This window comes from Streptomyces sp. NPDC048349, from assembly GCF_040651925.1.
Lineage (GTDB): Bacteria > Actinomycetota > Actinomycetes > Streptomycetales > Streptomycetaceae > Streptomyces.
This window is the reverse complement of sequence record NZ_JBEZLA010000073.1, coordinates 1-24,687: the sequence shown is the minus strand read 5'-3', so window position 1 is coordinate 24,687 and position 24,687 is coordinate 1. Positions and strand designations below refer to the sequence as shown.

Genomic DNA, 24,687 nt, shown 5'->3' with positions numbered 1-24,687 from the left:
GTGGGCGGAACGGGACTACGCGAAGCGCTGCGACGCCGAGCCGTTGCAGGTCTGCAGGCGCAGCGGCTCGCGCGCGGCGGCCACCGTCAGGCACATGCCCGGGGAGGCCGCGGGGCGCAGGGTGGCGCCGTCGCGGACGAACTGCTGGTTGGCGCCGCCGTGGCAGTTGTAGATGATCAGGCCGGTGCCGGATCCGTAGCGGGCGCCGGGGACGTCGACGCAGCGGTCCTGGGTCAGTTCGCTGTGGACGGACTTGCGGGCGGCGTCGTACCACCAGCCCTGGTTGCGGCCGCCGTGGCAGTCCCAGCCCAGGACCGCCGTGTCATTGGCGCTGGAGCCCCCGTTCGTGTCGAGGCAGGTGCCGTTCGCCTCGTTCTTCAGGGGCTTGAACGTGTCGTCCCAGGCCCCGGCCTGGAGGACGGGCGTGCCGGTGCTCGCCGGGTCGGCGCAGGAGGCCTCGCGCAGCCCGGAGTCGTAGAGCTGGGTCAGACAGGACGCGAACGCGCCGTGGCCCCGGTAGTTGGGGTGGAAGGACTGGCGGGCGGTGTTCTCGTCCCACGGGAAGTGGTCGCCGAGGTCCAGGTAGAGGCCGCGGGCCCAGGTGTCCTCCATGCACACCTCGTGGCCGTGGAAGAGCCGCGAGTTGTCGAGGTACACGGCGCCGGAGTTGCGCGCCGCGTCCCGCATGCCCTTCTCGAAGGCGGGTACCGCGTAATTGCGGCCCCAGGTGGCGTCGGAGTCGTAGCCGGCGCAGCCTCCGGGGAGCTTGCCGGGGAAGTTCGGGTTGTCGTAGAAGTCGGGGCCGATGGGGCTGGGGTAGCCCATGACGACCAGTTTGTAGTCGGAGTCGGCGTATCCGGCGCCGCGCATGACCGTCTTGAGGTCGGCGACCGTGGCCTCGACCTTGGGCCTGAGGCCGTCGACGCGCGCCTGCCAGCCGGGGGCGTACTTGGGCTCACAGGTGCCCTGGCTGAGCACCCAGCGGGTGACGCAGTCGGTCATGACCGGGCCGAACTGCAGGTCGTCGTTGGCCCCGGCGACGAGCAGCACCATCTTGATCTTCGTGTTGCGGGCCTTGATGGCGAGGCTGTCGCTCTGTACGAGTTCGTCGGCGTACTGCTTGCTGCCGCCGATCCTGATGTTGCCGGTGTACCCGCCGGAGCAGGCGACGTTGAAGGTGAGGTCGGCCGGGATGCCGGTGCGGTGGATCGCCGCGTCGGGCGAGCGGTGGCACTGGTTGGACGAGGTGTTCGTCGCGGGGTCGTAGGTGCCGACGCCCTCGCCCGAGATCTCGCTGTCGCCCAGCGAGATCAGGCCGGTCTTGCGCTCGCCGAGCGGGCGGATGGCCGGGTCGCCGTAGATCCTGGTGGCCTCCGCCGCGCGGATCGCCTCCAGCTCGGGCGAGAGGGGGGTCACGGCCCCTGCCGCCGTGGCCGTGGGCACCGCCGCCTGGGCCGTGGGGGTGATGGCGGTGACGCCCCCGAGGGCGGCCGCGGCCGCCGTGACGGCGACGAGGGTAGATCTGAGCCTGGGTTTCCGGTGTGCACGTGTCATGAACGCCTCCCCGAGTGCCGGTGTTACCCCCGGTATTTACTGGTCAGTAGGGGAGTTGGGAACACTTCGAACAAGACAATTGCTCAACTTTTTGAGGAGGCCACGAAAATGACCGATCACCAGCAGGCCGAAGCGTTCCGGATCGAGCACGACTCCATGGGCGACGTACGGGTGCCCGCCCACGCCAAATGGCGCGCCCAGACCCAGCGCGCGGTGGAGAACTTCCCCCTCTCGGGACAGCGGCTGGAGCACGCCCACATCGAGGCGCTCGCCCGCATCAAGGCCGCCGCCGCCCTGGTCAACGCGCGCCTCGGGGTGGTGGAGAAGGACGTAGCCGAGGCGATCCGCTCCGCCGCGGCCGAGGTCGTCGAGGGCCGCTGGGACGACCACTTCCCCATCGACGTCTTCCAGACCGGCTCGGGCACCTCGTCCAACATGAACGCCAACGAGGTCATCGCCACCCTGGCCACCGAGCGGCTGGGCCGGGAGGTCCACCCCAACGACCACGTCAACGCCTCGCAGAGCTCCAACGACGTCTTCCCCTCGTCCATCCACATCGCCGCCACCGCCGCCGTCACCCGCGACCTGGTCCCGGCCCTGGAGCACCTCGCCGCCGCGCTGGAGCGCAAGGCCGCCGAGTTCGCGCAGGTCGTCAAGGCCGGACGGACGCACCTGATGGACGCCACGCCGGTCACCCTGGGCCAGGAGTTCGGCGGGTACGCCGCCCAGGTCCGCTACGGCGTCGAGCGGCTGCGCGCCGCCCTGCCGCGGCTGGCCGAGCTGCCGCTGGGCGGCACCGCCGTGGGCACCGGGATCAACACCCCGCCCGGGTTCGCCGCCGCCGTGATCGCCGAGGTGGCCGCGGACACCGGGCTGCCGCTCACCGAGGCCCGCGACCACTTCGAGGCGCAGGGGGCCCGGGACGCGCTCGTGGAGACCTCGGGGATGCTCCGCACGATCGCCGTCTCGCTCACCAAGATCTCCAACGATCTGCGCTGGATGGCCTCCGGCCCGCGCACCGGATTGGCCGAAATCAATCTCCCGGATCTCCAGCCGGGGTCCTCGATCATGCCCGGGAAGGTCAATCCGGTCGTCCCGGAGGCCGTACTGATGATCGCCGCACAGGTGATGGGCAACGACGCCACCGTCGCGGTGGCGGGCGCGGCCGGCAACTTCGAGCTCAACGTGATGCTCCCGGTGATGGCCCGCAACCTCCTCGAATCGGTCCGGCTCCTCGCCAACGGGAGCCGCCTGCTGGCCGACCGCACGGTGGACGGGATCACCGCCAATGCCGAGCGGGCCAGGGAGTACGCCGAATCCTCGCCCTCCGTGGTGACCCCCCTGAACCGGTACATCGGCTACGAGGAAGCGGCCAAGGTCGCCAAGAAGTCCCTCGCCGAGCGGAAGACGATCAGGGAGGTCGTGCTCGAGGCCGGCTACGTCGAGCGCGGCGCGCTCACCGTGGAGCAGCTCGACGAGGCGCTGGACGTCCTGCGCATGACCCGTCCCTGAGCAGCCTCGCGACAGGGTCCGAATCCGGTCGTTTACCGTCCCCGACCCCCTCGGTGACCTGCACCGCAGCATCCAGGGGGGTGGCCGACCTAAGATCTGCGCATGACAGGTACTTTCAGGCCTGCGGGCAGCTCCGCGCACCCGCGTGCGCAGGGCACGCACTGGACGCCCGGGGAGCAGATCCTCTGGCGCTACCGCGACCACGCCCCCGGGCCGAAGGGCCAGGTGCACATCTGCCGCCCCGTCACGGTGGTGCAGGACACCGAGGAACTGCTGGCCGTGTGGATGGCCCCCGGCACCGAGTGCGTCAAACCGGTCCTCGCCGACGGCACCCCCGTCCACGAGGAACCGCTCGCCACCCGCTACACCGCGCCGCGGACCACCGTGCGCTCGCGCTGGTTCGGCGCCGGCGTGCTGAAGCTGGCGCGCCCGGGCGACCCGTGGTCGGTGTGGCTGTTCTGGGAGCACGGCTGGCGGTTCAAGAGCTGGTACGTGAACCTGGAGGAGCCCCGGACGCGCTGGTCGGGCGGGGTCGACTCCGTGGACCACTTCCTCGACATCTCCGTCTACCCGGACCGCAGCTGGACGTGGCGGGACGAGGACGAGTTCGCCCAGGCACAGCGCTGCGGACTGATGGGACCGCAGGAGGCGGGCCGGGTGCGGGAGGCCGGCCGGGCGGCGGTCCTGGCCATCGAGGAATGGGGTGCGCCGTTCCGCGACGGCTGGGAGAACTGGCGGCCGGATCCGGCCTGGACGGTTCCGCAGCTGCCGGAGGACTGGGACCGCACCCCGGCGCATATGACCTCGTGAGACCCTTGATGCGCCCCTGGGGTGCAAACGTAGGATCGTCCTCCGCACGGTTGCGCGCGCGGAGCGGCGCGATGAGACCCTGTGTGCGCAAGTGTCGTGCCGTACGCGGGATTTGACCGGAGGTCGACGCAGGGCGAGAGGTAACGGGGGGGACGCGGAATCCCGGGGTGATGGTGCCCCGGCCGCTGAGCGGGTATACCGCGACTGACCGAGTTGAGTGCAGCGCACATCGAGCGCAAACGGACGGAATTCCACGCGTGACGGAGTACCCCACCTCTCAGGAGGGCCCGCAGCCCGTCGCCTCCGGCGGAGGTACGGACGAGGCCGGCCACGGCAAGGCGCCCATCGCCGCCGCCGAGGCCGTACGCGCGCATGCACTGGGCGCCGGCACGGGCCCCGTGGCGGAGCCGGGCAGCGGCGCCGCCGCGGCTGCCACCGACGCGCGCGCGGCCCGCTCGGCCGCCGGACTGCCCCGGCCCCGCGCCGCCGCGTCGGGCCCCTCGGCCGACGTACCGGCCGCCGAGGACCCCGGCCCGGGACCGGACACCGCCCGTCCGAGGGACGGCCGCACCTTCGAGGGCGGCTCCGTGCACGGGAGCCCCGCCGAGACCCCCCGCCCGCGCGGCGAGGTCACCGACCTGACCGTGGGCGGCAAGGGCGACGGCGGAGCGGGCCGGCCCGGGGGCGGCGGTGTGCCCGCCGGAGAGATGGGCGCCGCGCGCCGCGAGGGGGACCGGCTGCGCTTCGTCGGCGCCGCCACCCGGCGGATCGCCCGCGGCATCGACCTCGACGAGATCGTGCTCGGCCTGTGCCGGGCCACCGTGCCGACCTTCTCGGACGCCATCCTCGTCTACCTGCGCGACCCGCTGCCGGTCGGGGACGAGCGTCCCCTGGGCCCGGTCGTCTTAAGGCTGCGCCGCACCGACCGGCTCCGGCCGATCGACGATCTCACCGATGCCGCGTCGGGCGGCACCATCGGCGCGGGCCTGGACCTCGCCGGGGCCGCGGGGGCCGCCGGCGAGCTCGACTTCAGCCAGCTGCCCCTGGTCGGCCCGCAGGGTGACCTGCCCGCGGCCGAGCTGTGCGAGATCCGCTCCGGCGGCGCGCTCGCCGAGGTGCTGCGCGGCGTTCGGCCCGTCTTCGGGTCCTCCGCCGCCGCCAAGGCCGCACTTCCCGAGCTGCTGGGCGTGGACCATCCGCTGCCGCGCGGCAACCGGGCCGTACTGGCGCCGCTGCGCGGGCGCCGCCGGGTCATCGGGGCCGCGGTGTTCCTGCGCAGCCCCGAGCGGCCCGCCTTCGAGCAGAACGACCTGCTGGTCGCCGCCCAGCTGGCCACCCACACCGCGCTGGGCATCGACAAGGCGGTCCTGTACGGCCGCGAGGCGTACATCGCCGACGAGCTGCAGCGCACCATGCTCCCCGACAGCCTGCCCCAGCCCACCGGGGTGCGGCTCGCCTCGCGCTACCTGCCCGCCGCCGAGACGGCGCGCGTCGGCGGCGACTGGTACGACGCCATACCGCTGCCCGGCAGCCGCGTCGCCCTCGTCGTCGGCGACGTCATGGGGCACTCCATGACCTCCGCCGCCATCATGGGCCAGCTCCGTACGACCGCGCAGACGCTGGCGCAGCTGGACCTGCCGCCCGCCGAGGTCCTGCACCACCTGGACGAGCAGGCCCAGCGCCTGGGCTCCGACCGCATGGCCACCTGCCTGTACGCGGTCTACGATCCCGTCTCCCACCGGATCACCATCGCCAACGCGGGCCACCCGCCGCCGGTGCTGCTGCACCTGGGCGGCCGCGCCGAGGTGCTCCGGGTCCCCCCGGGCGCCCCGATCGGCGTCGGCGGCGTGGACTTCGAGGCCGTGGAGCTGGACGCGCCGGCGGGGGCCACCCTGCTGCTGTATACCGACGGGCTGGTGGAGTCCCGGCTGCGGGACGTGTGGACCGGCATCGAGCAGCTCCGCGAACGCCTGGCCACCACCGCCCAGTTGACCGGCCTGGACCACCCGCCGCCGCTGGAGGCCCTGTGCGACGACGTGTTGGACATGCTCGGCCCGGGCGACCGGGACGACGACATCGCGCTGCTCGCGGCCCGGTTCGACGGGATCGCCCCCAGTGACGTCGCGTACTGGTTCCTGGACCCGGAGGAGACCGCTCCGGGCCGGGCCCGCCGCTTCGCCCGCCGCGCGCTGACCCGCTGGGGCCTGGAGGAGCTGAGCGACTCGCTGGAGCTGCTGGTCAGCGAGGTCGTCACCAATGCCGTCCGGTACGCGGAGCGGCCCGTGACCCTGCGCCTGCTGCGGACCGACGTCCTGCGCTGCGAGGTCGGCGACGACTCCCCGCAGCTGCCGCGCCAGCGCCGGGCCCGGGACACCGACGAGGGCGGGCGCGGCCTGTTCCTGGTCAACCGGATGGCCCGCCGCTGGGGCGCCACCCGGCTCAGCAGCGGCAAGGTCGTCTGGTTCGAGCTGGCGCTGCCGGGGGCCCACGAACGGCGCTGACCCCGTGCGAGACCGCCGCCGCCCCGCAGCCTGAAGGCTGCGGGGCGGCGGTGTGTCGGCGTATCGGCGTATCGGCGTGTCGGGTGTCGGCGCCCGGGGTCAGTGCCCCTGCGTCTGCGGGAACAGCGGCGGGTCCGGCGGCTTCGGGCCGCCGGTCTTGGTCGCCGTCGGGGTCGGGGTCGGCGTCGCAGTCGGCGACTTCGTCGCGGAGTTGGTCGGCGTGGGGGTCGGCGTCGGGGTCGGCGAGTTCTGCGGCGGGGCGCTGCTGGTCGGCGGCTGGCTGGAGGGGCTCTGCGACGGCGTCGGGGAGGGGCTGCGGGACGGCGCCTGCGGGGCACCCATCTCGGCCTCGGACACGTCGAACCTGTCGGTGTCCACGCCCTTGAGCGCGGCCAGCGTGTACGCCTTCCAGATCTCGGCGGGGAAGCTGGAACCGCCCGCGCGGCCACCGCCGGCGGTGCCGGTGAGGGTGACCTGCTTGTGGGTGCCCGGCTCCTCGCCGAACATCGCGACGACGGTGACCAGTTCGGGGGTGTAGCCGGTGAACCAGCCGGCCACGTTGGACTCGGTGGTACCGGTCTTGCCGGCGGCCTCGTAGGCGCTGCTCTTGACCTTGTTGCCGGAGCCGTCGTTGACGACGCCGGTGAGCACCTTGGTGACGGTGTCGGCGGTCTGCCGGCTGATGGCCTGCGCGCCGACGGCCTGGCGGGGGGTGAACTCGCCGTCCTTGTGCTCGGCGCTCTTGATGATGGTCGGCGTGACCTTCTTGCCGTGGTTGTCGAGCGTCGCGTAGACGCCCGCCATCTCCAGGGTGTTGGCGCTCATGGTGCCGAGCGACATGGCCGGCTTGTCCTCGGGCCAGCCGTCGCGGTCCTTCATGCCGAGCGCGAGGGCCGTCTTCTTCACGGCGGGCGGGCCGACGTCCACGATCATCTGTGCGTAGACGGAGTTGACCGAGTAGTTGGTCGCGTCCTGGACGGTGATCTCCTTGCCGAAGTCCTTGTCGTCCTGGTTCTGCGGGTTGAACGGGATCTTGCTGCCGACGACCTGGCGCTTGCTGGTTCCGTCGTAGAGCGCGTTCGGGGTGATCGGCTTGCCGTCCTGCGTGGTGGCGTTGTTCTCCAGGGCGGAGGCGAGCACGATCGGCTTGAAGGTCGAGCCGGGCTGGTAGTCGGTGCGCAGGGCGTTGCTCGCGGACTTCTCCGCCAGGCCCTGGCCGCCGTACATGGCGACGATCGCGCCGGTCTTCGGGTCCACCGAGGTCGCACCGGCCTGGACGCTCTGGTCCTGCGGGCGGTTCTTGGTGTCCTTGCGGTCGAGCTTGGACTCCAGCTCGTCCTGGACGGCCTTCTCCAGCGCGGCCTGCTTCTTCGGGTCGATGTTGAGCACGATGTTCCAGCCGCCGGCCGCGATCTGGGCGTCGGTGATCTTCTGCTCGTTCATCTCGTCGTTGGCGGCCTGGATCAGGTAGCCCTTCTGGCCTTCCATGCCCGGGCGCGGCTTGGGCTTGATCGGCTCCGGGAGGGTCATGGTCTTGCGCTTGGCCGGGTCCAGCTTGCCCATCTCGACCATGTTGTCGAGGACGGCGTTGAAGCGGATGTGGACGAGCCTCGTGCCGTTCGGGCCGGCCGTCGCCAGGTCGTACTGGCTGGGGGCCTGGATGACGGCGGCGAGGTAGGCGCCCTGCTCCAGCGTGAGCTTGTCGGCGTCGACCCCGTAGAAGGCCTGGGCCGCGGCCTGGATCCCGTACGCGTTGCGGCCGTAGAAGTTGGTGTTCAGGTAGCCGACGAGGATGTCGTCCTTCTGCATGCGCCGGTCGACCTTGAGGGAGATCACCAGCTCGCGGAGCTTGCGCGTCGCCGACTGATCCTGCGTCAAGTAGTAGTTCTTGACGTACTGCTGAGTGATCGTCGAGCCGCCGGCCTTGCCCTTGCCGGTGACCGTGTTGAACAGGCCCCGCGCCACGCCCATCACGTCGATGCCGCGGTCCTGGTAGAAGGACTTGTTCTCGATGGCGATGAAGGCGGTGCGGACGTCCTCGGGGATCTTGTCGATCGGCACGATCTCGCGGTTCATCTCACCGGTGCGCGCCATGATCGAGCCGTCGGCGTAGCGGTAGGTGTTGCTCTGGAGCGTGGCCTGCTTGTTCGGGTCGGTGGGTTCGTTCACCGAGAAGTACAGGATGATCGCCGCGGCCATGAGGAGCAGGATCAGCCCGAGGAACGTCCCGAGGATCTTCTTCCAGGTGAAGAAGCGGCGTATGCCGGTGCGTTTGCCGGCGCTCCCCTTGCCCTCGGCGCCCTTGGCGCGTCCGCTCGGCGCCCGCCGCGCACCGCGCTGCTGCTGCGCCTTACGCGCTTCTGCTCGGCCCATCGCTCCCGCTCCGCTCGATTACCCCCCGACGTCAGCTCAGAAAGCTAACACCGCAGGCTGTGACAAAGGTTGATCAACCCTGGCCAATACCGGTCAATTCGGACGTGAGAATCAGCACCCACGCCACAGGAACCGACGCCCACCATGCCCCAAGGGTTGCTGCACAACTAAAAAGTGATATCACTTTGCTAAGCAGCTCGACCGGCTGCGACCATGAGAAACGGGGCAAACCATGACGAACGGCGTCTCCACTCCGCAGGACGTACGGGAGTTCACCGCGCGCAGCGTGGGCGGCGGCCTGGCGCTGCTGCTCGGGCTGGCGGGTGTCGCGGCCGGCGCGGGCCTGATCACGACCGGCGCGGTGCTGGCCGCAGTTGCCGCCAAGGTCGCGCTGATCGCGGGCGGCGTCCTGCTGGTCCTGGCCGCGCTCATCGCGATGAGCGGACTCAACACGATCGCGCCGGGCGAGGCCCGGGTGGTCCAGCTGTTCGGCCGCTACCGGGGGACGATCCGCACGGACGGCCTGCGCTGGGTCAACCCGCTGACCTCCCGGGAGAAGATCTCCACGCGGGTGCGCAACCACGAGACGGCCGTCCTGAAGGTCAACGACGCCTACGGCAACCCCATCGAGCTGGCGGCGGTCGTGGTGTGGCGGGTGGAGGACACGGCGCGCGCCACGTTCGAGGTCGAGGACTTCACGGAGTTCGTCGAGACCCAGACCGAGGCGGCCGTGCGGCACATCGCGATCGAGTACCCGTACGACGCGCACGAGGAGGGCGGCCTGTCGCTGCGCGGGAACGCCGAGGAGATCACCGAGAAGCTGGCCGCCGAACTGCACGCCCGGGTGGACGCGGCCGGGGTGGCCATCATCGAGTCCCGCTTCACACATCTCGCGTACGCTCCGGAGATCGCCTCCGCGATGCTCCAGCGCCAGCAGGCGGGCGCGGTCGTGGCGGCCCGCAAGCAGATCGTGGAGGGCGCGGTGGGCATGGTCGAACTGGCCCTGACCCGCCTGGCCGAGGAGGAGATCGTGGACCTGGACCCGGAGCGCAAGGCCGCCATGGTCTCGAACCTGATGGTGGTCCTGTGCGGGGACCGTGCGGCCCAGCCCGTGGTCAACGCGGGCACCCTCTACCAGTGACCCCGCCCGAGGAGGGGAGCCGGGCGGCAGGCCCTGCCGGGCGGCCCGCGCGCAAGCAGGTACTGCTGCGGCTCGATCCGCTCGTGTACGACGCGCTGGCGCGCTGGGCGGGCGAGGAGCTGCGCAGCGCGAACGCCCAGATCGAGTTCCTGCTGCGCCGGGCCCTCGCGGAGTCCGGCCGCCTCCCCTCCGGGCCGGGCCCCATCCCCCGCCGCGGCCGCCCCCCGAAGTCCCCGGACTGACCCCGGGGACCCGTCGCCCGGGCCGCTGCGCGGGGCCCTCCCCGCCCCGCAGCCCCTCAGTCGGTCGGCCACACCGGCAGCGGGCGTACGGCCTCCCGCAGCGCGGCAGCCATCGCCCGGAACTCCTCCTGCCGGGCCGTGCCGGTCCGCATCGCCAGGGCGATCCGCCGTGACGGCGCGGGCTCGGCGAAGTAGCCGGTGGCCAGGTACTCGTTTCGGGTGGTCTCCAGCCGCAGCGCGGTGCGCGGCAGCAAGGTCACGCCCAGTCCCCCGGCGACCAGCTGGACGAGGGTGGACAGCCCGGCGGCGGTGGTCGTCACGTCCGCCCCGTCGGTGCGTCCGGCCTCGCGGCAGATGTCCAGGGCCTGGTCCCGCAGGCAGTGCCCCTCGTCGAGCAACAGCAGCTGCAGGCCGCGCAGTTCCTCGCGCGGGATGTCCCTGCGCCCGGCCAGCGGATGGTCCCGGGGCGCCAGCAGGACGAAGTCCTCGTCGAAGACGGGCAGTTCGGTGACGCCGGGCACACCCAGCGGCACCGCGAGCAGCAGCAGGTCCAGGCGCCCGCCGGCCAGCCCGTCCAGCAGCGAGGCCGTCTGCTCCTCGTGGACCTGGAGGTCCATGCGCGGGTAGCGCCGGTGGAACAGCCCGAGCACGGTCGGCAGGAGGTACGGCGCCACCGTGGGGATGACCCCGAGCCGCAGGACCCCGGTGAAGGGCGCCCGTACCGCCTCGGCCTCCTCGAGCAGCCCGCCCATCGCCTCGAGCACCCCCCGGGTCCGGGCCGCGATCCGCTCCCCCGCCGGGGAGAGCAGCACCTTGCGGGTGGTCCGCTCCAGCAGCTGCACCCCGAGCGCCTCCTCCAGCGCGGACACCGCCCCGGAGAGCGCGGGCTGGCTCATCCCGATGGCGGCGGCGGCATCCCGGAAGTGCAGGTGCTCGGCCACGGCCGCGAAGGCGCGCAGCTGTGCCAGCGTGGGTTGCTTCGCTCCCCTATTACCGACAGCCACTGATAGGTACCTCCGATCACCTGGCTCGAGTCTAGCTATTTCCGTAATCAATGCAGCTGTGTCAGCATGTGAGATCAGTCCAACCCCCTCGGAAAGCCCCCAAAAGGGTCACTTTCCTGTCCGCAAGGAGAGTACGTGCTCACTGTCGGTGACAAGTTCCCCACCTACGATCTGACCGCTTGCGTCTCGCTCGAGGCAGGCAGCGAGTTCGCCCAGATCGACCACAAGACCTATGAGGGCAAGTGGCGCGTGGTGTTCTTCTGGCCGAAGGACTTCACCTTCGTCTGCCCGACCGAGATCGCCGCCTTCGGCAAGCTGAACGAGGAGTTCCAGGACCGCGACGCCCAGATCCTCGGCGTCTCCGGCGACTCCGAGTTCGTCCACCACGCCTGGCGCAAGGACCACGCCGACCTGCGTGACCTGCCCTTCCCGATGCTGGCCGACTCCAAGCACGAGCTGATGCAGGCGTGCGGCGTCCAGGGCGAGGACGGCTTCGCCCAGCGCGCCGTCTTCATCGTCGACCAGAACAACGAGATCCAGTTCACGATGGTGACCGCCGGTTCCGTGGGCCGTAACCCCAAGGAGGTCCTGCGGGTCCTCGACGCCCTGCAGACCGACGAGCTGTGCCCCTGCAACTGGAACAAGGGCGAGGGCACCCTGGACGCCGGCGCGCTGCTGGCCGGTGAGTGACGGAATGTCCCTCGACTCCCTCAAGTCCGCCATACCGGACTTCGCCAAGGACCTGAAGCTGAACCTCGGTTCGGTCATCGGCAACCAGGACACCCTCTCGCAGCAGCAGCTGTGGGGCACCGTCCTGTCCTGCGCGATCGCCGCCCGCTCCCCGCGCGTCCTGCGCGAGCTGGAGCCCGAGGCGAAGGCGAACCTGTCGCCCGAGGCGTACGCCGCCGCCAAGTCGGCCGCCGCGGTCATGGCGATGAACAACGTCTTCTACCGCACCCGGCACCTGCTCTCCGACCCGGAGTACGGCACGCTGCGCGCCGGTCTGCGGATGAACGTCATCGGCAACCCCGGTGTCGAGAAGGTCGACTTCGAGCTGTGGTCGCTCGCCGTCTCCGCCATCAACGGCTGCGGCCAGTGCCTGGACTCGCACGAGCAGGTCCTGCGCAAGGCCGGCGTCGACCGCGAGACCGTCCAGGAGGCCTTCAAGATCGCCTCGGTGATCCAGGCCGTCGCGGTCACCCTCGACGCGGAAGCGGCGCTCGCCGCCGAGTAGTCACCCGTACGGACACCAGGGCCCCCGCAGCCGTCACCGGCCGCGGGGGCCCTGCGCGTTCACTTCCTCAGCGTGGCCATCAGCGCGCGCATGTCCTCGATCATGGCCGCTTTGAGCGCGTCCCCGTCGGTCTCGACGCTCGCGTCCTCGGCCCACCACTCGGCGCTGAGCGTGAAGACCGCCCCGCCGTCGATCACCTGGAGCCGCGGCGCCCTCACCTGTCCCCCGATCAGCGCCCGTTCCCCGAGCCCGGGGACCTGCTCCGGCTCGGCGGGGGCCGCGTCCAGGAACGGATCGAGCTGGAGGGCGGTCCCGAATTCCGGCCCGGGGTCGGTCTTCTTGTGCAGGTCGACCTGCACCCGTCCGTAGTACGAGGCCCGCTCCGGGACCCGCAGCGAGCTGTAGGTGCAGGACGACCAGTCCAGGGCAGGACTCTCGCCGTGGCGGTGCCGCCCCTCGTCGAACCCCCCGGCCAACGTGCCCAGCCCCGACAGCGGCGCGTCCCTGCAGAGCTTCTCGCTGTGCCGGTACGAGATCCTCGGGCCATCGGTGAATCGATTCTGCGCCGCCAGCGCCCCCGCCCACACCGCCGAGGCCAGCACCGCCCCGCCCAGCATCCACAGCCACGGGCGGGCCGACGACCGCCGTAACGGCCCGTCCCCCGCTCCCCGCTCCACCACCTCGGCCGGCCGCTCCGGCTGCCACTCCCCGTCCAGCTCCGGCTCACTGATCACCGGTGCCGGCCTCCCGCGCCGCCGAGCCGAGGGCCGTCGCCCCGTGCGGGCCCGGGCCGACCGCTCCGTGCCCCAGGTGGCGCTGCTCGCGCGAGTAGGCCCGCAGGTAGCCCACCGCGGTGTTGGTGACGGCGACCAGCGGTACGGCGACCACCGCTCCCCCGATGCCGGCGATCAGGCCGCCCGCGGCCACCGAGAGCACCACCGCGAGCGGGTGCACCCGTACGGCCCGGCCCAGGATGAAGGGCTGGAGCACGTGCCCCTCGATCTGCTGTACCGCCAGGACGACCAGCAGCACCATCAGGGCGCTGAACACCCCCTGGGTCACCAGCGCCACGACCACCGCGAGCGCGCCGGACACCACCGCACCGACGAGCGGGATGAAGGCGAACAGGAAGATGAAGACCGCCAGCGGCACGGCCATCGGCACGTCCAGGAAGTAGATGCCGAGGCCGATGAAGATGGCGTCGATGAGCGCGACGAGGACGGTGCCCCGTACGTACGCGGTCAGCGTGCGCCAGGCGCGCGGACCGGCTCCCGCCACACCGGGCCGGGCGGCGGCCGGGACCAGGCCGAGCGTCCAGGTCCAGATGCGCTTGCCGTCGTAGAGCAGGAACAGCGTCGAGAACATCGCGAGCAGGATGCCCGTCAGTACTTCGACGAGCACCGTCACGCCCTGCAGGCCGGCCGAGGTGATCTGCTCGGTGTTGGTGCCGATGGTCTCGCTGAGGTTCTTCGCGATGTCGTTGATCTGCTTCTCGGTCACGTGGAACGGACTGTCCAGTGCCCAGAGTTTGAGTTCGTTGATGCCGTCGCGGACGCGGTCGGAGAGGTCGTCGAGGTTCTCCATGACCTGCCAGACCACGAACCAGCCGACCAGCCCGATGATCACGAAGCCGAGGACCGCGGTGACGGCGGTGGCCAGTCCCCGTGGCAGGCCCAGTCTGCGCAGCCGGACCACGAAGGGCTGGAGCAGTGCGGTGACCAGCATGGCGGCGGCGAAGGCGAGGACGACCAGGCGGACTTCGCTGATCACCTTCATCAGCACCCAGAGCATCCCGGCCAGGAGCAGCAGCCGCCAGCTGACTTCGGCGGCGACCCGCATACCCCACGGGACCACGCTGACCGGGTCGGGGCGGTCGGGGAGGACCGGGGCGGTCGCGGGACCCGGCAGCGGCGCGCCGGCCGCGTCCCCGCCATTCGACGGAACGGAGTGCGGCAGGTCGCCCCTGGCCTCGGCCTCGACTTCGGCGCGCCGCTCGTGGAGGCGCGCCTCCATCCGGTTCAGCCTGCTCCCGAGCCGGCCGAGCCAGCCTTCCCTCTTCGCCATGTCGTTCCCTTCCCCCCGCCCCGCTGATCACGCCTCGAAAGACCGTACACGCGAGGAGCCCCGCACCGTAGGACGGTGCGGGGCTCCCCGGAGTCGGGCGGGTGGCGGTGTCGCCTAGTACCAGCCGTTGGCCTGGTGGAAGCTCCAGGCGCTGCACGGGCTGCCGTAGCGCTCGTTCATGTAGTTCAGGCCCCACTTGATCTGCGTGGCGGGGTTGGTGCGCCAGTCGGCACCGGCCGAGGCCATCTTCGAACCGGGCAGTGCCTGGACCAGACCGTAAGCGCCGGAGGACTTGTTCACGGCGAGGTAGTTCCAGGTGGATTCCTGGTTGATGATGTTCGAGAAGCACTGGAACTGGCCGGACGGGACCATCTGCTGGGCGATGGCCTTGACCTGGGCGACCGTGTAGGAGCTCTGGACGGCGAAGTCTCCGGCGTCACGGGCGGCGGAGCGGCTGGCCGCGTCCTTCGCCTCGCGGTCCGCCTTCGCCTTGGCGTCGGCCTCCGCCTTGGCCTTCTCGGCCTCCGCCTTCTTGGCCTTGGCGTCCTCGGCCGCCTGGATGCGGGCGGCCTCCTCGGCCGAGCGCTTCGCGTCGGCGTCGGCGGCGTGGGCGATGGTGTCGGCCTGCTGCGTCAGGGACGCGCTCTGGACCTGGGCCTGGTCGCCGACCGGGATGTCAGTGAGGAGAGTCGCCCCGGACGCGGTCGTCTCGAGATCGTTCGAGGCGGGGTCGCCGGTGGCAACGCCCACGACTGCGCCGACGGTGGTGACTGCGGTGGCCGAAGCCACTGCGAAGCCCCGAACCGAGATCCGGCTCACACGGTGTCCTTCCAGCAGCGTCCGCAGTGACCGAGCGGCGCAAGAGTGCCCCTCGACACTGGCCTCCGTGGTTCTGGGGTCACTGGAGACGCGGGCCCGTGGGCAGCTCCTTGCGGAGGCTGCCGCGTGAAACTCCGGGCGGCATACGGCAATCGGCTGTGGAGTTGTGGTGCTGCGCGTACCTCACGGGAGGTACAGGAGTGCCGTATGCGGGGCCTGACGGAAAACAGACTCTGCCGGACCTCGACGCCGCAGGGCAATTCTGCGTTGCGTGGGAAAGGTCACACCTGGCACGTTGCCGCTGGTTTCGTCAAAGGCCTGTGCAGCGCGACGCCGCCCGGCTAGGCTCTCGGGCCTTTGCCGGGCGGCGTCAACTCTGTTTCCCGCTATGGGCTCTTTGACCGTTTCACCCCGCCTGGGGGTCAGAGGCTCTCCAGCATCTCGGTGACCAGTGCGGCGATCGGGGAGCGCTCCGAGCGCGCCAGCGTGACGTGCGCGAAGAGCGGATGCCCCTTCAACTTCTCGACGACGGCGACGACTCCGTCGTACCGGCCGACCCGCAGGTTGTCGCGCTGGGCGACGTCGTGGGTCAGAACGACCCGCGAGTTCGCGCCAATCCGGGACAGAACGGTCAGAAGGACATTCCGTTCCAGCGACTGGGCCTCGTCCACGATCACGAACGCGTCGTGCAGCGAGCGGCCCCGGATGTGCGTGAGCGGCAGGACCTCCAGCATCCCGCGGTTCAGCACCTCCTCGATGACCTCGCGCCCGGCGACCGAGGAGAGGGTGTCGAAGACGGCCTGTGCCCAGGGGCTCATCTTCTCGCCCTGGTCACCCGGCAGGTAGCCGAGCTCCTGCCCGCCCACCGCGTACAGCGGCCGGAAGACCATCACCTTCTGGTGCTGCCTGCGCTCCAGCACCGCCTCCAGGCCCGCGCACAGGGCCAGCGCCGACTTGCCGGTACCCGCCCGGCCGCCCATCGAGATGATCCCGATCTCGGGGTCGAGGAGGAGGTCGAGGGCGATGCGCTGCTCGGCGCTGCGGCCGTGCAGCCCGAAGGCCTCGCGGTCGCCCCGTACGAGCTTCACGTTGCCGTCCGCCGTGACGCGGCCCAGCGCCTTGCCCCGCTCGGACTGGAGGACCAGCCCGGTGTGCACGGGCAGTTCGGCGGCTTCCGGGACGTAGAGGCGGTCCTCGGAGTAGAGGAGGTCCACCTGCTCGCCGGACAGGGCGAGCTCGCTCATGCCGGTCCATCCGGCATCGGTGATCGCGAGCTCGGCGCGGTACTCCTCGGCGATCAGCCCCACGGAGGAGGCCTTGATGCGCAGCGGGAGATCCTTCGAGACCACCGTGACGTCGTATCCCTCGGCCTGGAGGTTGCGGGCGACCGCGAGGATCCGCGAGTCGTTGTCCCCCAACCGGAAGCCGGCGGGCAGGACACCCGGGTCGGAGTGGTTGAGCTCGACGCGCAGGGTGCCGCCCAGATCGCCCAGCGGGATGGGGGCGTCGAGGCGTCCGTACCGGACCCGGAAGTCGTCGAGCAGGCGCAGGGCCTGGCGCGCGAAGTAGCCGAGTTCGGGATGGTGCCTCTTGGCCTCCAGCTCGGTGATCACCACGATCGGGAGCACGACCTCGTGCTCGTCGAAGCGGGAGAACGCGTTGGGGTCTGCCAGCAGGACGCTGGTGTCGAGGACGTAGGTCCGCCTGTCGGGCAGGCGGCGCTTTGTGCTGGTCACCACGGAAGGACGTACCCCCTCGGAAGAGGTCGGGCCATGAAGACCGGACCGGTCATCGGCACCCATGCCAGGGCCGATTCCCGGCCCTCCACTCCGACCGTGCGAACCGCACGTGCGTCCTGGTGCAAAGGGCCTCCCGGGCGGACGGCCCCATGCCGTCCGCTGAGACTCGACACCCGTGGATCGGGCATCGACCTGAAAGGGGTATTCCCCGATCAGGCCGGGCCATGCCATGGCATATGACGGACGCTCGGTGAAGCCCAGGTGAAAGCTCGGGAGAGAGGGTGCCGCGGTGACCGAAGGGGCGTCAGACGACTCCCCCGGGTCCCTCAGGTGCCGTAGCGCCGGTGGCGGGCCGCGTAGTCGCGCAGGGCCCGCAGGAAGTCGACCTTGCGGAAGGCCGGCCAGAAGACCTCGCAGAAGTAGTACTCCGAGTGGGCGCTCTGCCACAGCATGAATCCGGACAGCCGCTGCTCTCCGCTGGTGCGGATGACGAGGTCCGGGTCGGGCTGGCCGCGCGTGTAGAGGTGCTCCGCGATGTGGTCGATGTCCAGGATCTCGGCGAGCTCCTCGAAGGAGGTGCCCTTCTGTGCGTGTTCCAGCAGCAGCGAGCGGACCGCGTCGGCGATCTCCTGGCGGCCGCCGTAGCCGACGGCGACGTTCACGAGTATCCCCTGGACGTCGTGCGTGGCCTGCTCGGCCTCCTTGAGCACGGTCTGCGTCCGGGCGGGCAGGATGTCGAGGTTGCCGACGTGGTGGACGCGCCAGCGGCCGTCCGCGGCGAGGCCCCGTACGGTGTTCTCGATGATGTTGAGCAGCGGGCGGAGCTCGACCTCCGGCCGGTCCAGGTTGTCCGTGGAGAGCATCCACAGGGTGACGACCTCGACGTCCGTCTCGGTGCACCAGCCCAGCATCTCGGAGATCTTGTCGGCTCCGGCCTGGTGGCCCTGTTCCGTGGTGCCTCCGGACGCCTTCGCCCAGCGCCGGTTCCCGTCCAGGATGACGCCGATGTGCTTGGGCGCCGCGTCATGGTCGAGGCGGCCTTCCACCCGGCGTGCGTAGAGCCTGTACACCAGGTCGCGCAGCTTCACGATCTTCCAGCCCCTCCGTGCAATGCCCCCGTGCGAATTGCGGTCCCCCGAGTGCGCCACATTACTGCGCGGCGGCAGGGGGTACCCAACTCGGTCTGTCACAGCTCCGTGATAGGGAGGACAACGTGACTGATACCAATCCCTATCGGGCAGAGTCCACGCGCTACGACTCCATGGAGTACCGGCGCACGGGCCACAGCGGCCTCAAACTCCCCGCCATCTCCCTCGGCCTCTGGCACAACTTCGGCGACGACAAGTCGCTGGAGTCCCAGCGGGCGATCCTGCGACGGGCCTTCGACCTGGGCATCACCCATTTCGACCTGGCGAACAACTACGGTCCGCCGCCCGGGTCGGCCGAGCTGAACTTCGGGAAGGTCTTCGCGCAGGACTTCGCCTCCTACCGCGACGAGCTGATCCTCTCCACCAAGGCCGGCTACCTGATGCACCCGGGGCCCTACGGCGAATGGGGCAGCCGCAAGTACCTGCTGAGCTCGCTCGACGCCTCGCTGAAGCGGATGGGGGTGGACTACGTCGACATCTTCTACTCGCACCGCTTCGACCCGGACACCCCGCTGGAGGAGACCATGGGCGCCCTGGCGTCCGCGGTCCAGCAAGGCAAGGCGCTCTACGTCGGCGTCTCCTCGTACACCGCGGAGCAGACGGCCGAGGCGGTGCGGATCCTGCGCGGGATGGGGGTGCGCCCGCTGATCCACCAGCCCTCGTACTCCATGATCAACCGCTGGACGGAGGACGACGGCCTGCTGGACACCCTCGAGGACGCCGGGATGGGGTGCATCTCCTTCGCGCCGCTCGCGCAGGGCCTGCTGACGGGCAAGTACCTCGAGGAGATCCCCGAGGGCTCGCGCGCCACCCAGGGCAAGTCGCTCAACCCGGACCTGCTGTCGGACGAGGTGCTCCGCCGCCTGCGCGGGCTGAACGAGATCGCCGGGCGGCGCGGCCAGTCGCTGGCGCAGCTGGCGCTGAAGTGGGTGCTGCGCGACGACCGGATGACCTCGGCGCTGATCGGCGCGTCGAGCGTGCGGCAGCTGGAGGAGAACGTGGCCGCGCTGGCGGCGGATCCGCTCTCCGAGGCCGAGCTGAAGGAGATCGACTCCTTCGCGGTGTCCACCCCCGGCACCAACCTCTGGGCCCAGCGCGGCTGACCTGCGCGGATGGCGGTGGGGTGCGGAGAACGAAAAACGGGCCGGTCCGTGGGGGGGATACGGACCGGCCCGAGGGGGGGGTTCCACCATAACCCTTCGTAAAGCGTGATGCGTGCATTGCCGCGCCACGATTACGCTCCGAAACCGCCCAGCAGCACTCCGGTGAGCGCGCCGGCGGCCATGAAGGGGCCGAAGGCGAAGCCCTGCGCGCGGGTCGCGGAGCCGTGCAGCACCAGGAAAAGGCCGTACAGGGCCCCGTAGAGGAAGCCCAGGAAGGCACCGACGGCCCATACCCCCCACCCGTACCACCCAAGAGCGACCCCGAGGGAGAGCGCCAGCTTGACGTCGCCCAGGCCCATGCCCGCCGGGTTGATCGCGTAGAGCACCAGGTACCCGGCGGCGAGCAGGCCGCCGCCCATCAGGGCGAGCCGCCAGTCGCCCGCGGCGCGGGGCAGGAGGGCGGCCGATCCGAGCCCGGCGGCGCAAGCGGCGGCCAGCGGCAGGGTCAGGACGTCGGGGAGCCGGTGCACGGCCCGGTCGACGAGTACGAGGAGGACGAGCGCCGGCGCGAGCCCCACGTACACGGGTGCCTCGGGCCGCGCCCCGACGGCCGCCCCGAGCCCGGCGCAGAGCGCGCCGGTCAGGAGGGCGACCGGCGCGGCCCTCCTCCCGTACGCGTGCGGGGCGGGGGGCGCGGGCGCCGCGGGGTCCGGGGCTGACCCGACCGCTCCCGCGGGGACCCGGCAGCGGGCCGGGCCGAGCCAGCCCGGCAGCACGTGCCCGTCGGGACAGCGGTCGCGCCAGGGCTCCCCCGGCTCGACGGACAGCCGCCAGGCCGCGCGCGGCAGCAGCAGCCCGGCGGCGACCCCGTATGCGGCGGCGAGAACGATCACGATGACCCCCATCCGCCGAAGGTAGGCCCATCCCCCGTCCGCCTTCCAGCCCGCCGGCGGCGACCCGGCGCGGGCTCCGGCCCCGGCGCGGGCTCCGGCTCCGGCGCGGGCTCCGGCTCCGGCTCCGGCTCCGGCGCGGGCTCCGGATCCGACTCCGGCCCCTGCCCCCGGCCCGCCTCCGGGCCGCAAGGCCTAGGCTGCCGCCATGGCGAACTGGCAGGACGGCGAGGCCACTCTCCGGGTCGGGACGGTGGCGGTGCCGCTGGAGGTCGCCGCCTCCTACCGGGCCCGCACCCGCGGGCTGCTCGGGCGGGACGGCATCGCCGGGGCGATGCTGCTGACCCCCGCGGCGAGCGTGCACACCTTCCGGATGCGCTTCGCGATCGACGTGGCGTACCTCGACCGGAACCTGTGCGTCCTGGCCGTGGTGACGATGGCCCCGGGCCGGCTCGGGCTGCCCCGGCCGCGTTCGCGGCACGTCCTGGAGGCGGCGGCCGGGGCGATGGCCTGCTGGGGGCTGCGGCCGGGCACCGCCGTGCGCGTGGACCGGTCCTAGTGGAGGTCCCGGCTCGGCGGTAGGTTGGGGCGGTTGAGCTGGGGTGTCAGGGGAGCGGCATGACGGAGAACGCGCGGATCAAGGCGCTGGAGCAGATCATGCCGGCGACGCACGGCGCCGATGAGGACATCGACTGGCAGAGCGCGGAGGCGGCCTGGGGCACCCGGTTCCCGGCCGACTTCGTCGCCTTCATGGGCCGTTTCGGCGCGGGCTCCATCAACGGGGAGGCCAGCATCCTGCTCCCCCTGCCCAAGCCCGGGCTCCAGTGGGACCCGGCCGAGATGGCCGAGGAGACCGAGAACGCACGCCAGGTCTGGGAGGCGGAGGGCGGCCGCGCCGCCTTCGACGTGGACCCGGAGGCGATCATCGCCTGGGGCGTCACCGGCGGGTCGGACATCCTGTGCTGGCTCACGTCCGACCCCGACCCGGAGCGGTGGCCGGTCCTGGTGTGCGGCCGGCACACCGCCGACTCCTTCGCCGTGTACCCGTACGGCATGGCCGAATTCCTCTACCGGCTCTGCTCCGACGAGTTCGACGTGAGCCCGGTCAGCATCACCTTCTGGGACGGCGGCCACCTCAGCTTCGTCCACTGGCGCAAGGCCCAGCGCCGGTGGCAGGAGGGCCGCAATCCCGAGACGGGCGAACCCGACCCGTACGCGGGCGAATTCGCCGACTGACGTTCCCCGTCGCTCCACCGAGCCCGTTCCGAGACCGGAAACGGGCGTTTCGGCATGTCTACGCGCGTCCGCTCGGTGGATCACATATCGGAAAACACCATGCGGAAAAGCCCCAGTTGGAGCATTGACCACAAGTGCGCCCCAATGGAATCAGTCACCCCACTTTCGGGAGAGAATTCCGGCCAACGGGCCATCGAGGGACACCTCGACCCGGAGCAACTCATAAGCAGTAACGGGATCCAAAAGAAAATCAGGGGAAGACACCCGTGGGACGAAGAATTTTCGGCACGGCCGCCTCCACGGTCGTGCTCGCTCTGCTGATACCGCTGGCCGGATGTGGCGGTTCCGGCGGCGGTGCAGGTGGGGGAGGCACGCTGCGCCTGGTCGCCGCCGAATACGGCGACACCCCGGCCAACAGTTCAAAGGCCTTCTGGGACAAGGTGACCGCCGATTTCACCGCCGCACACCCCGCGATCAAGGTCGAGGTCAAGCTCCTGCCCTGGGCCGATATCGACCGCGAGGTCTCCCGCATGGTCAAGGCGGGGAACGCGCCGGACATGGCCCTCATGGGCTCCTACTCGGACTTCGCGGCGCAGGGCAAGCTCTATTCCGCGGACGAACTCCTCTCGGTGACCCGGGAGGCGAACTTCCTCCAGCCGCTCGCCGAGGCGGGCACCGTCGGCAGCACCCTCTACGGTCTGCCCTTCGTGGCGAGCAGCCGCCTCCTCTTCTACAACGAGGCGCTGTTCACCAAGGCGGGCGTCAGCGCTCCCAAGACCTGGTCCGACCTCAAGTCCGCCGCCAAGGCGCTCAAGGACAAGGGCGTGAAGTTCCCGTACGCCCTGCCGCTGGGGCCGGAGGAGGCGCACGCCGAGGCGATGATCTGGGAGCTGAGCAACGGCGGCGGCTACGCCGACAGCAGCGGCAACTACAGCCTGGCCTCCGACCCGAACATCCAGACCTGGCGCTGGGTCAAGGACAACCTGGTCGCCCCCGGCTACACGGGCCCCACCCAGCCGTCCCAGCTGAACCGCGCCGACGCCTTCGCCGCGTTCCTGCGCGGCGAGGTCGGCATGCTCAACGGGTACCCCTCGCTCGCCCACGAGGCGCGCGCCAAGGGCATCGGCGTCGGCACCGTCTCGATGCCGGTCTCGGACGCCCTGGGGAGCGGCGAGGTCCCGCCGGCCGTGGGCGTGGCGGACTGGATGATGGCCTTCAAGCAGAACGGCAACCGCGAGCAGATCAGCGCGTTCCTGGACTTCCTCTACCAGGACAAGAACCTGTCCGACTTCGCCGACCGCTACCACCTGCTGCCGTCCACCGTCAGCGCCTCGCGCACCCCGGCCGGCGGCCTCGACAGGAACGACCAGATGTTCCTGACCGCGCTGTACGGCGCCCAGCTCTACCCGGTCAACGACCCGTCCTGGGTGACCGTCAGCGACACCATCAAGCGCAACATCGGCCGCGCGGTGGAACCGGGCGTCGACCCGAAGACCGTCCTCGAGGACATCGCCGCCCAGGCCAACGAGGCCTCGAAGAAGCGCTGAAGGAATCCGTGACACGAGACCTCCGGCCCGTGCCGCAGACCACCCCGTGCGGCAGGATGGCCCCTGCGGCTCTCGATCCGAGGCCGCCGGCCCCGTCGCCCGCCGAGCACCCACAAGGTGCGCAGGGCGGCCGGCCCCTCAGCTCTGGCCCTGCTTCCCGTGGTCCTCGGCGAACGCGGTGCGGTGCTGCTCGCAGCTGGAGTTCCAGTCCAGCGTGCCCTTGAGCGTCCCGTAGCCCTTGCGCGTCACCGACCACTCCACCTTGTAGTCGCCGGAGTCGCACGCGATCCGCTTGCCGCCCGCGACCTTCTCGCGTCCCGTCGGCGGCTTGCCGTCCAGCTTCCGGTGGACCTCTCCCGCCTTGGCCCCCTTGGCCGTCCGCAGTACGGCGTGCACCTCGATGGGGTGCGTGCCGCCCTTGTCCGTCACCGCCTTCTTCACCAGCGTCGAGTCCGACACCGCCCAGGCGAACTCGTACGACGGCTCCCACGCCAGGGTCTTGGGGTCGGGAACCTGGCGTTCGTAGTCCGGGGCGCCGGCAGGGCCCGGGCGGGTGACCGTCTCGTACTGGACTCCGGTGTGGAAGCGGAACTGCGCCTCCACCTTGTGCATCTCGTCCGCGGTCCACATCGACTTCATGGTCTTCTCGCCCCCGGCGGGGTCCTGGAGGTACGCCGTGCCGTCCGCGGCGGTGGCCTGCTGGACGAGGGCGGGGGCGAGGGCCGCCGCGGTGGTGGCGAGGGCGAGTGCTGCCATGCGAGTGCGCTTCATGCCCGGTCCAACGGGGTCCTTCGGCGGGCCGGAACGACACCGGCTGCGCTTTCACCCGTACGGGAGCGCCCGCCGCACGCGCCTACGGGCACACGCGCCGCCGTTTCGGCTTCCCCGGCGGGAACGGGCCGGAGGACCAGCGCGTGACGGCGGCCGTGCGGGAGGTGGCGCGGGGGCGGTGGTTCAGGCCTGGCCGGTCTCGAAGCGGCTGATCCTGCCGCCGCCGGGGGCGATGGTGAACCGCCAGGCGGTGCGCATCTCGCCCCAGGTGTCGTTGCGGTAGTCGACGACCAGGGAGCGGCCGCCGTCGGACTCGGACTGGACGTTCATGTGGCCCCCGGAGCCGAAGATCTCCTTTTCGATCCACTGGTCGAGGTCGCGGTCGGATCCGTCGTCGGACATGGTCGCGTCGGCGGTGAGCAGGGCGCGGAAGGCGTCCTTGTCGTGGGCGTTGACGGCGGCGACGAAGGCGCCGACGACGGGGTCGGACAGTTTGGCGGGGGCGATGGTCACGGGGGCTCCTGGTCGGTCGGTCGGGCAGATGTGCCCGACCAGGGAACACCCGGGGCGGGGCCGCGTCATCGACCCTCACCCGTTCGCTTGCCGGACGGCGTGTCAGGAGGCGGCAGCGGCTTCGGCGGCCCGGGGGCCTCGGTGCGGTACGGACCGGGAAGCCGGTCGGCCTGCCCTGCTCCTTCAGCCGGGCCGGCACCTGGTTGACCCGGCCCCGGGGGACCTGAGCGTCCACCGGGGCCGGGCCCTGGTACTGCCGTCCGGCCGGTCGGCCGGTCGGCCGGTCGGCCGGCCGGCCGTTCAGCGGGCGGCTGATTCCTGCAGGACGGGGGCGGCCCCGCCCTCGCGGCCGGCCCCGCCGCCGTCGGCCGGGGCGGGGGCCGCGCCCCTCAGCGGGACTTCCTTGATGAACCAGGCGGCCGCGAAGCCGAGGACGGCGATGGCGGCGCAGACCAGGAAGGCCCAGTGGGTGCCGACGGCCACGGC

The 24,687-nt window shown here is 71.3% G+C and carries 22 protein-coding genes and 1 pseudogene; 11 read left to right on the top strand and 12 right to left on the bottom strand.

The features are described 5' to 3' along the window. Positions 1 to 15 precede the first annotated feature (15 nt). On the bottom strand, positions 16 to 1,554 hold the full coding sequence (locus AB0D44_RS29735) for a ricin-type beta-trefoil lectin domain protein (RefSeq protein WP_362596550.1): 1,539 nt from the start codon (positions 1,552 to 1,554) through the stop codon (positions 16 to 18). Positions 1,555 to 1,662: 108 nt separating this feature from the next. Here AB0D44_RS29735 and AB0D44_RS29730 point away from each other — a divergent pair, with 108 nt between their 5' ends. The 3 genes from AB0D44_RS29730 to AB0D44_RS29720 all read left to right on the top strand — a co-directional run bounded on the left by AB0D44_RS29730 (position 1,663) and on the right by AB0D44_RS29720 (position 6,377). Further along, entirely contained in the window at positions 1,663 to 3,066 is a 1,404-nt protein-coding gene (locus AB0D44_RS29730) for a class II fumarate hydratase (protein ID WP_362596548.1), read from the top strand. Positions 3,067 to 3,168: 102 nt separating this feature from the next. Next, the gene (locus tag AB0D44_RS29725; RefSeq protein ID WP_362596546.1) at positions 3,169 to 3,876 is read left to right on the top strand and encodes a DUF402 domain-containing protein; all 708 of its coding nucleotides are present in this window, start codon (positions 3,169 to 3,171) and stop codon (positions 3,874 to 3,876) included. A 257-nt stretch (positions 3,877 to 4,133) separates the two neighbouring features. Beyond that, positions 4,134 to 6,377 (top strand): ATP-binding SpoIIE family protein phosphatase, encoded by a 2,244-nt coding sequence (locus AB0D44_RS29720; protein WP_362596544.1) that lies wholly within the window; start codon positions 4,134 to 4,136, stop codon positions 6,375 to 6,377. Positions 6,378 to 6,476: 99 nt separating this feature from the next. Here the strand turns inward: AB0D44_RS29720 and AB0D44_RS29715 are convergent, their stop codons facing one another. Continuing rightward, the gene (locus AB0D44_RS29715; RefSeq protein ID WP_362596542.1) at positions 6,477 to 8,750 is read right to left on the bottom strand and encodes a transglycosylase domain-containing protein; all 2,274 of its coding nucleotides are present in this window, start codon (positions 8,748 to 8,750) and stop codon (positions 6,477 to 6,479) included. Positions 8,751 to 8,982: 232 nt separating this feature from the next. On the opposite strand from AB0D44_RS29715, the gene AB0D44_RS29710 reads away from it, so the two are divergent. Continuing rightward, a complete protein-coding gene (locus tag AB0D44_RS29710; RefSeq protein ID WP_362596540.1) occupies positions 8,983 to 9,891 on the top strand; it encodes an SPFH domain-containing protein in 909 nt (302 codons plus the stop codon). Continuing rightward, positions 9,888 to 10,133 (top strand): hypothetical protein, encoded by a 246-nt coding sequence (locus AB0D44_RS29705; protein ID WP_362596538.1) that lies wholly within the window; start codon positions 9,888 to 9,890, stop codon positions 10,131 to 10,133. Before AB0D44_RS29710 ends, AB0D44_RS29705 begins: the two co-directional genes overlap by 4 nt. 56 nt (positions 10,134 to 10,189) lie before the next feature. Here AB0D44_RS29705 and AB0D44_RS29700 read toward each other — a convergent pair whose 3' ends face one another. Continuing rightward, positions 10,190 to 11,137 (bottom strand): hydrogen peroxide-inducible genes activator, encoded by a 948-nt coding sequence (locus AB0D44_RS29700; protein WP_362596536.1) that lies wholly within the window; start codon positions 11,135 to 11,137, stop codon positions 10,190 to 10,192. Positions 11,138 to 11,272: 135 nt separating this feature from the next. On the opposite strand from AB0D44_RS29700, the gene AB0D44_RS29695 reads away from it, so the two are divergent. Together AB0D44_RS29695 and AB0D44_RS29690 are read left to right on the top strand one after the other, a co-directional pair. After that, on the top strand, positions 11,273 to 11,827 hold the full coding sequence (locus AB0D44_RS29695; protein WP_030159560.1) for a peroxiredoxin: 555 nt from the start codon (positions 11,273 to 11,275) through the stop codon (positions 11,825 to 11,827). Positions 11,828 to 11,831: 4 nt separating this feature from the next. Further along, positions 11,832 to 12,371, top strand: a complete 540-nt coding sequence (locus AB0D44_RS29690) for an alkyl hydroperoxide reductase (RefSeq protein ID WP_362596534.1) — start codon at positions 11,832 to 11,834, stop codon at positions 12,369 to 12,371. 59 nt (positions 12,372 to 12,430) lie between these two features. Here the strand turns inward: AB0D44_RS29690 and AB0D44_RS29685 are convergent, their stop codons facing one another. From AB0D44_RS29685 to AB0D44_RS29665, 5 genes are all read right to left on the bottom strand, one after another. Beyond that, positions 12,431 to 13,105, bottom strand: coding sequence for a hypothetical protein (locus tag AB0D44_RS29685; RefSeq protein WP_362596532.1), 675 nt, complete (start codon positions 13,103 to 13,105; stop codon positions 12,431 to 12,433). Then, positions 13,095 to 14,435 carry an AI-2E family transporter gene (locus AB0D44_RS29680; RefSeq protein ID WP_362596530.1) on the bottom strand — a complete coding sequence of 447 codons (1,341 nt, stop codon included), beginning with the start codon at positions 14,433 to 14,435 and terminating at the stop codon, positions 13,095 to 13,097. The genes AB0D44_RS29685 and AB0D44_RS29680 overlap by 11 nt, the downstream gene beginning before the upstream one ends. Positions 14,436 to 14,549: 114 nt before the next feature. Then, positions 14,550 to 15,254, bottom strand: coding sequence for a transglycosylase SLT domain-containing protein (locus AB0D44_RS29675; protein WP_362596528.1), 705 nt, complete (start codon positions 15,252 to 15,254; stop codon positions 14,550 to 14,552). Positions 15,255 to 15,676: 422 nt separating this feature from the next. Continuing rightward, positions 15,677 to 16,993, bottom strand: coding sequence for a PhoH family protein (locus AB0D44_RS29670; protein WP_362596526.1), 1,317 nt, complete (start codon positions 16,991 to 16,993; stop codon positions 15,677 to 15,679). A 326-nt stretch (positions 16,994 to 17,319) separates the two neighbouring features. Then, a complete protein-coding gene (locus AB0D44_RS29665) occupies positions 17,320 to 18,081 on the bottom strand; it encodes an isoprenyl transferase (protein WP_069921737.1) in 762 nt (253 codons plus the stop codon). A gap of 125 nt (positions 18,082 to 18,206) precedes the next feature. On the opposite strand from AB0D44_RS29665, the gene mgrA reads away from it, so the two are divergent. Beyond that, complete coding sequence (mgrA, locus tag AB0D44_RS29660) at positions 18,207 to 19,244, top strand: L-glyceraldehyde 3-phosphate reductase (protein WP_362596524.1); 1,038 nt, start codon at positions 18,207 to 18,209, stop codon at positions 19,242 to 19,244. A 131-nt stretch (positions 19,245 to 19,375) separates the two neighbouring features. Here the strand turns inward: mgrA and AB0D44_RS29655 are convergent, their stop codons facing one another. After that, positions 19,376 to 20,149, bottom strand: coding sequence for an A24 family peptidase (locus tag AB0D44_RS29655; RefSeq protein ID WP_362596522.1), 774 nt, complete (start codon positions 20,147 to 20,149; stop codon positions 19,376 to 19,378). Between the two features lie 193 nt (positions 20,150 to 20,342). Between AB0D44_RS29655 and AB0D44_RS29650 the strand changes: the two genes are divergently transcribed. From AB0D44_RS29650 to AB0D44_RS29640, 3 genes are all read left to right on the top strand, one after another. Then, entirely contained in the window at positions 20,343 to 20,693 is a 351-nt protein-coding gene (locus AB0D44_RS29650) for a DUF192 domain-containing protein (RefSeq protein ID WP_362596520.1), read from the top strand. 59 nt (positions 20,694 to 20,752) lie between these two features. Further along, a complete protein-coding gene (locus AB0D44_RS29645) occupies positions 20,753 to 21,370 on the top strand; it encodes an SMI1/KNR4 family protein (protein ID WP_362596518.1) in 618 nt (205 codons plus the stop codon). A 266-nt stretch (positions 21,371 to 21,636) separates the two neighbouring features. Next, positions 21,637 to 22,917, top strand: a complete 1,281-nt coding sequence (locus AB0D44_RS29640; RefSeq protein WP_362596516.1) for an extracellular solute-binding protein — start codon at positions 21,637 to 21,639, stop codon at positions 22,915 to 22,917. A 138-nt stretch (positions 22,918 to 23,055) separates the two neighbouring features. Here the strand turns inward: AB0D44_RS29640 and AB0D44_RS29635 are convergent, their stop codons facing one another. From AB0D44_RS29635 to AB0D44_RS29625, 3 genes and pseudogenes are all read right to left on the bottom strand, one after another. Next, positions 23,056 to 23,673, bottom strand: a complete 618-nt coding sequence (locus AB0D44_RS29635; RefSeq protein ID WP_362596514.1) for a hypothetical protein — start codon at positions 23,671 to 23,673, stop codon at positions 23,056 to 23,058. 198 nt (positions 23,674 to 23,871) lie between these two features. Continuing rightward, a complete protein-coding gene (locus tag AB0D44_RS29630; protein WP_362596512.1) occupies positions 23,872 to 24,201 on the bottom strand; it encodes a nuclear transport factor 2 family protein in 330 nt (109 codons plus the stop codon). A 300-nt stretch (positions 24,202 to 24,501) separates the two neighbouring features. Continuing rightward, positions 24,502 to 24,687: pseudogene (locus tag AB0D44_RS29625) on the bottom strand (MFS transporter); the annotation flags it as partial.

Excerpts from the sequence above, each read along its gene's own strand:
- AB0D44_RS29735 (WP_362596550.1), bottom strand. The coding sequence starts at position 1,554 with ATGACACGTGCACACCGGAAACCCAGGCTCAGATCTACCCTCGTCGCC.
- AB0D44_RS29730 (WP_362596548.1), top strand. The coding sequence starts at position 1,663 with ATGACCGATCACCAGCAGGCCGAAGCGTTCCGGATCGAGCACGACTCC.
- AB0D44_RS29725 (WP_362596546.1), top strand. The coding sequence starts at position 3,169 with ATGACAGGTACTTTCAGGCCTGCGGGCAGCTCCGCGCACCCGCGTGCG.
- AB0D44_RS29715 (WP_362596542.1), bottom strand. The coding sequence starts at position 8,750 with ATGGGCCGAGCAGAAGCGCGTAAGGCGCAGCAGCAGCGCGGTGCGCGG.
- AB0D44_RS29710 (WP_362596540.1), top strand. The coding sequence starts at position 8,983 with ATGACGAACGGCGTCTCCACTCCGCAGGACGTACGGGAGTTCACCGCG.
- AB0D44_RS29690 (WP_362596534.1), top strand. The coding sequence starts at position 11,832 with ATGTCCCTCGACTCCCTCAAGTCCGCCATACCGGACTTCGCCAAGGAC.
- AB0D44_RS29680 (WP_362596530.1), bottom strand. The coding sequence starts at position 14,435 with ATGGCGAAGAGGGAAGGCTGGCTCGGCCGGCTCGGGAGCAGGCTGAAC.
- AB0D44_RS29655 (WP_362596522.1), bottom strand. The coding sequence starts at position 20,149 with ATGGGGGTCATCGTGATCGTTCTCGCCGCCGCATACGGGGTCGCCGCC.
- AB0D44_RS29650 (WP_362596520.1), top strand. The coding sequence starts at position 20,343 with ATGGCGAACTGGCAGGACGGCGAGGCCACTCTCCGGGTCGGGACGGTG.
- AB0D44_RS29645 (WP_362596518.1), top strand. The coding sequence starts at position 20,753 with ATGACGGAGAACGCGCGGATCAAGGCGCTGGAGCAGATCATGCCGGCG.
- AB0D44_RS29635 (WP_362596514.1), bottom strand. The coding sequence starts at position 23,673 with ATGGCAGCACTCGCCCTCGCCACCACCGCGGCGGCCCTCGCCCCCGCC.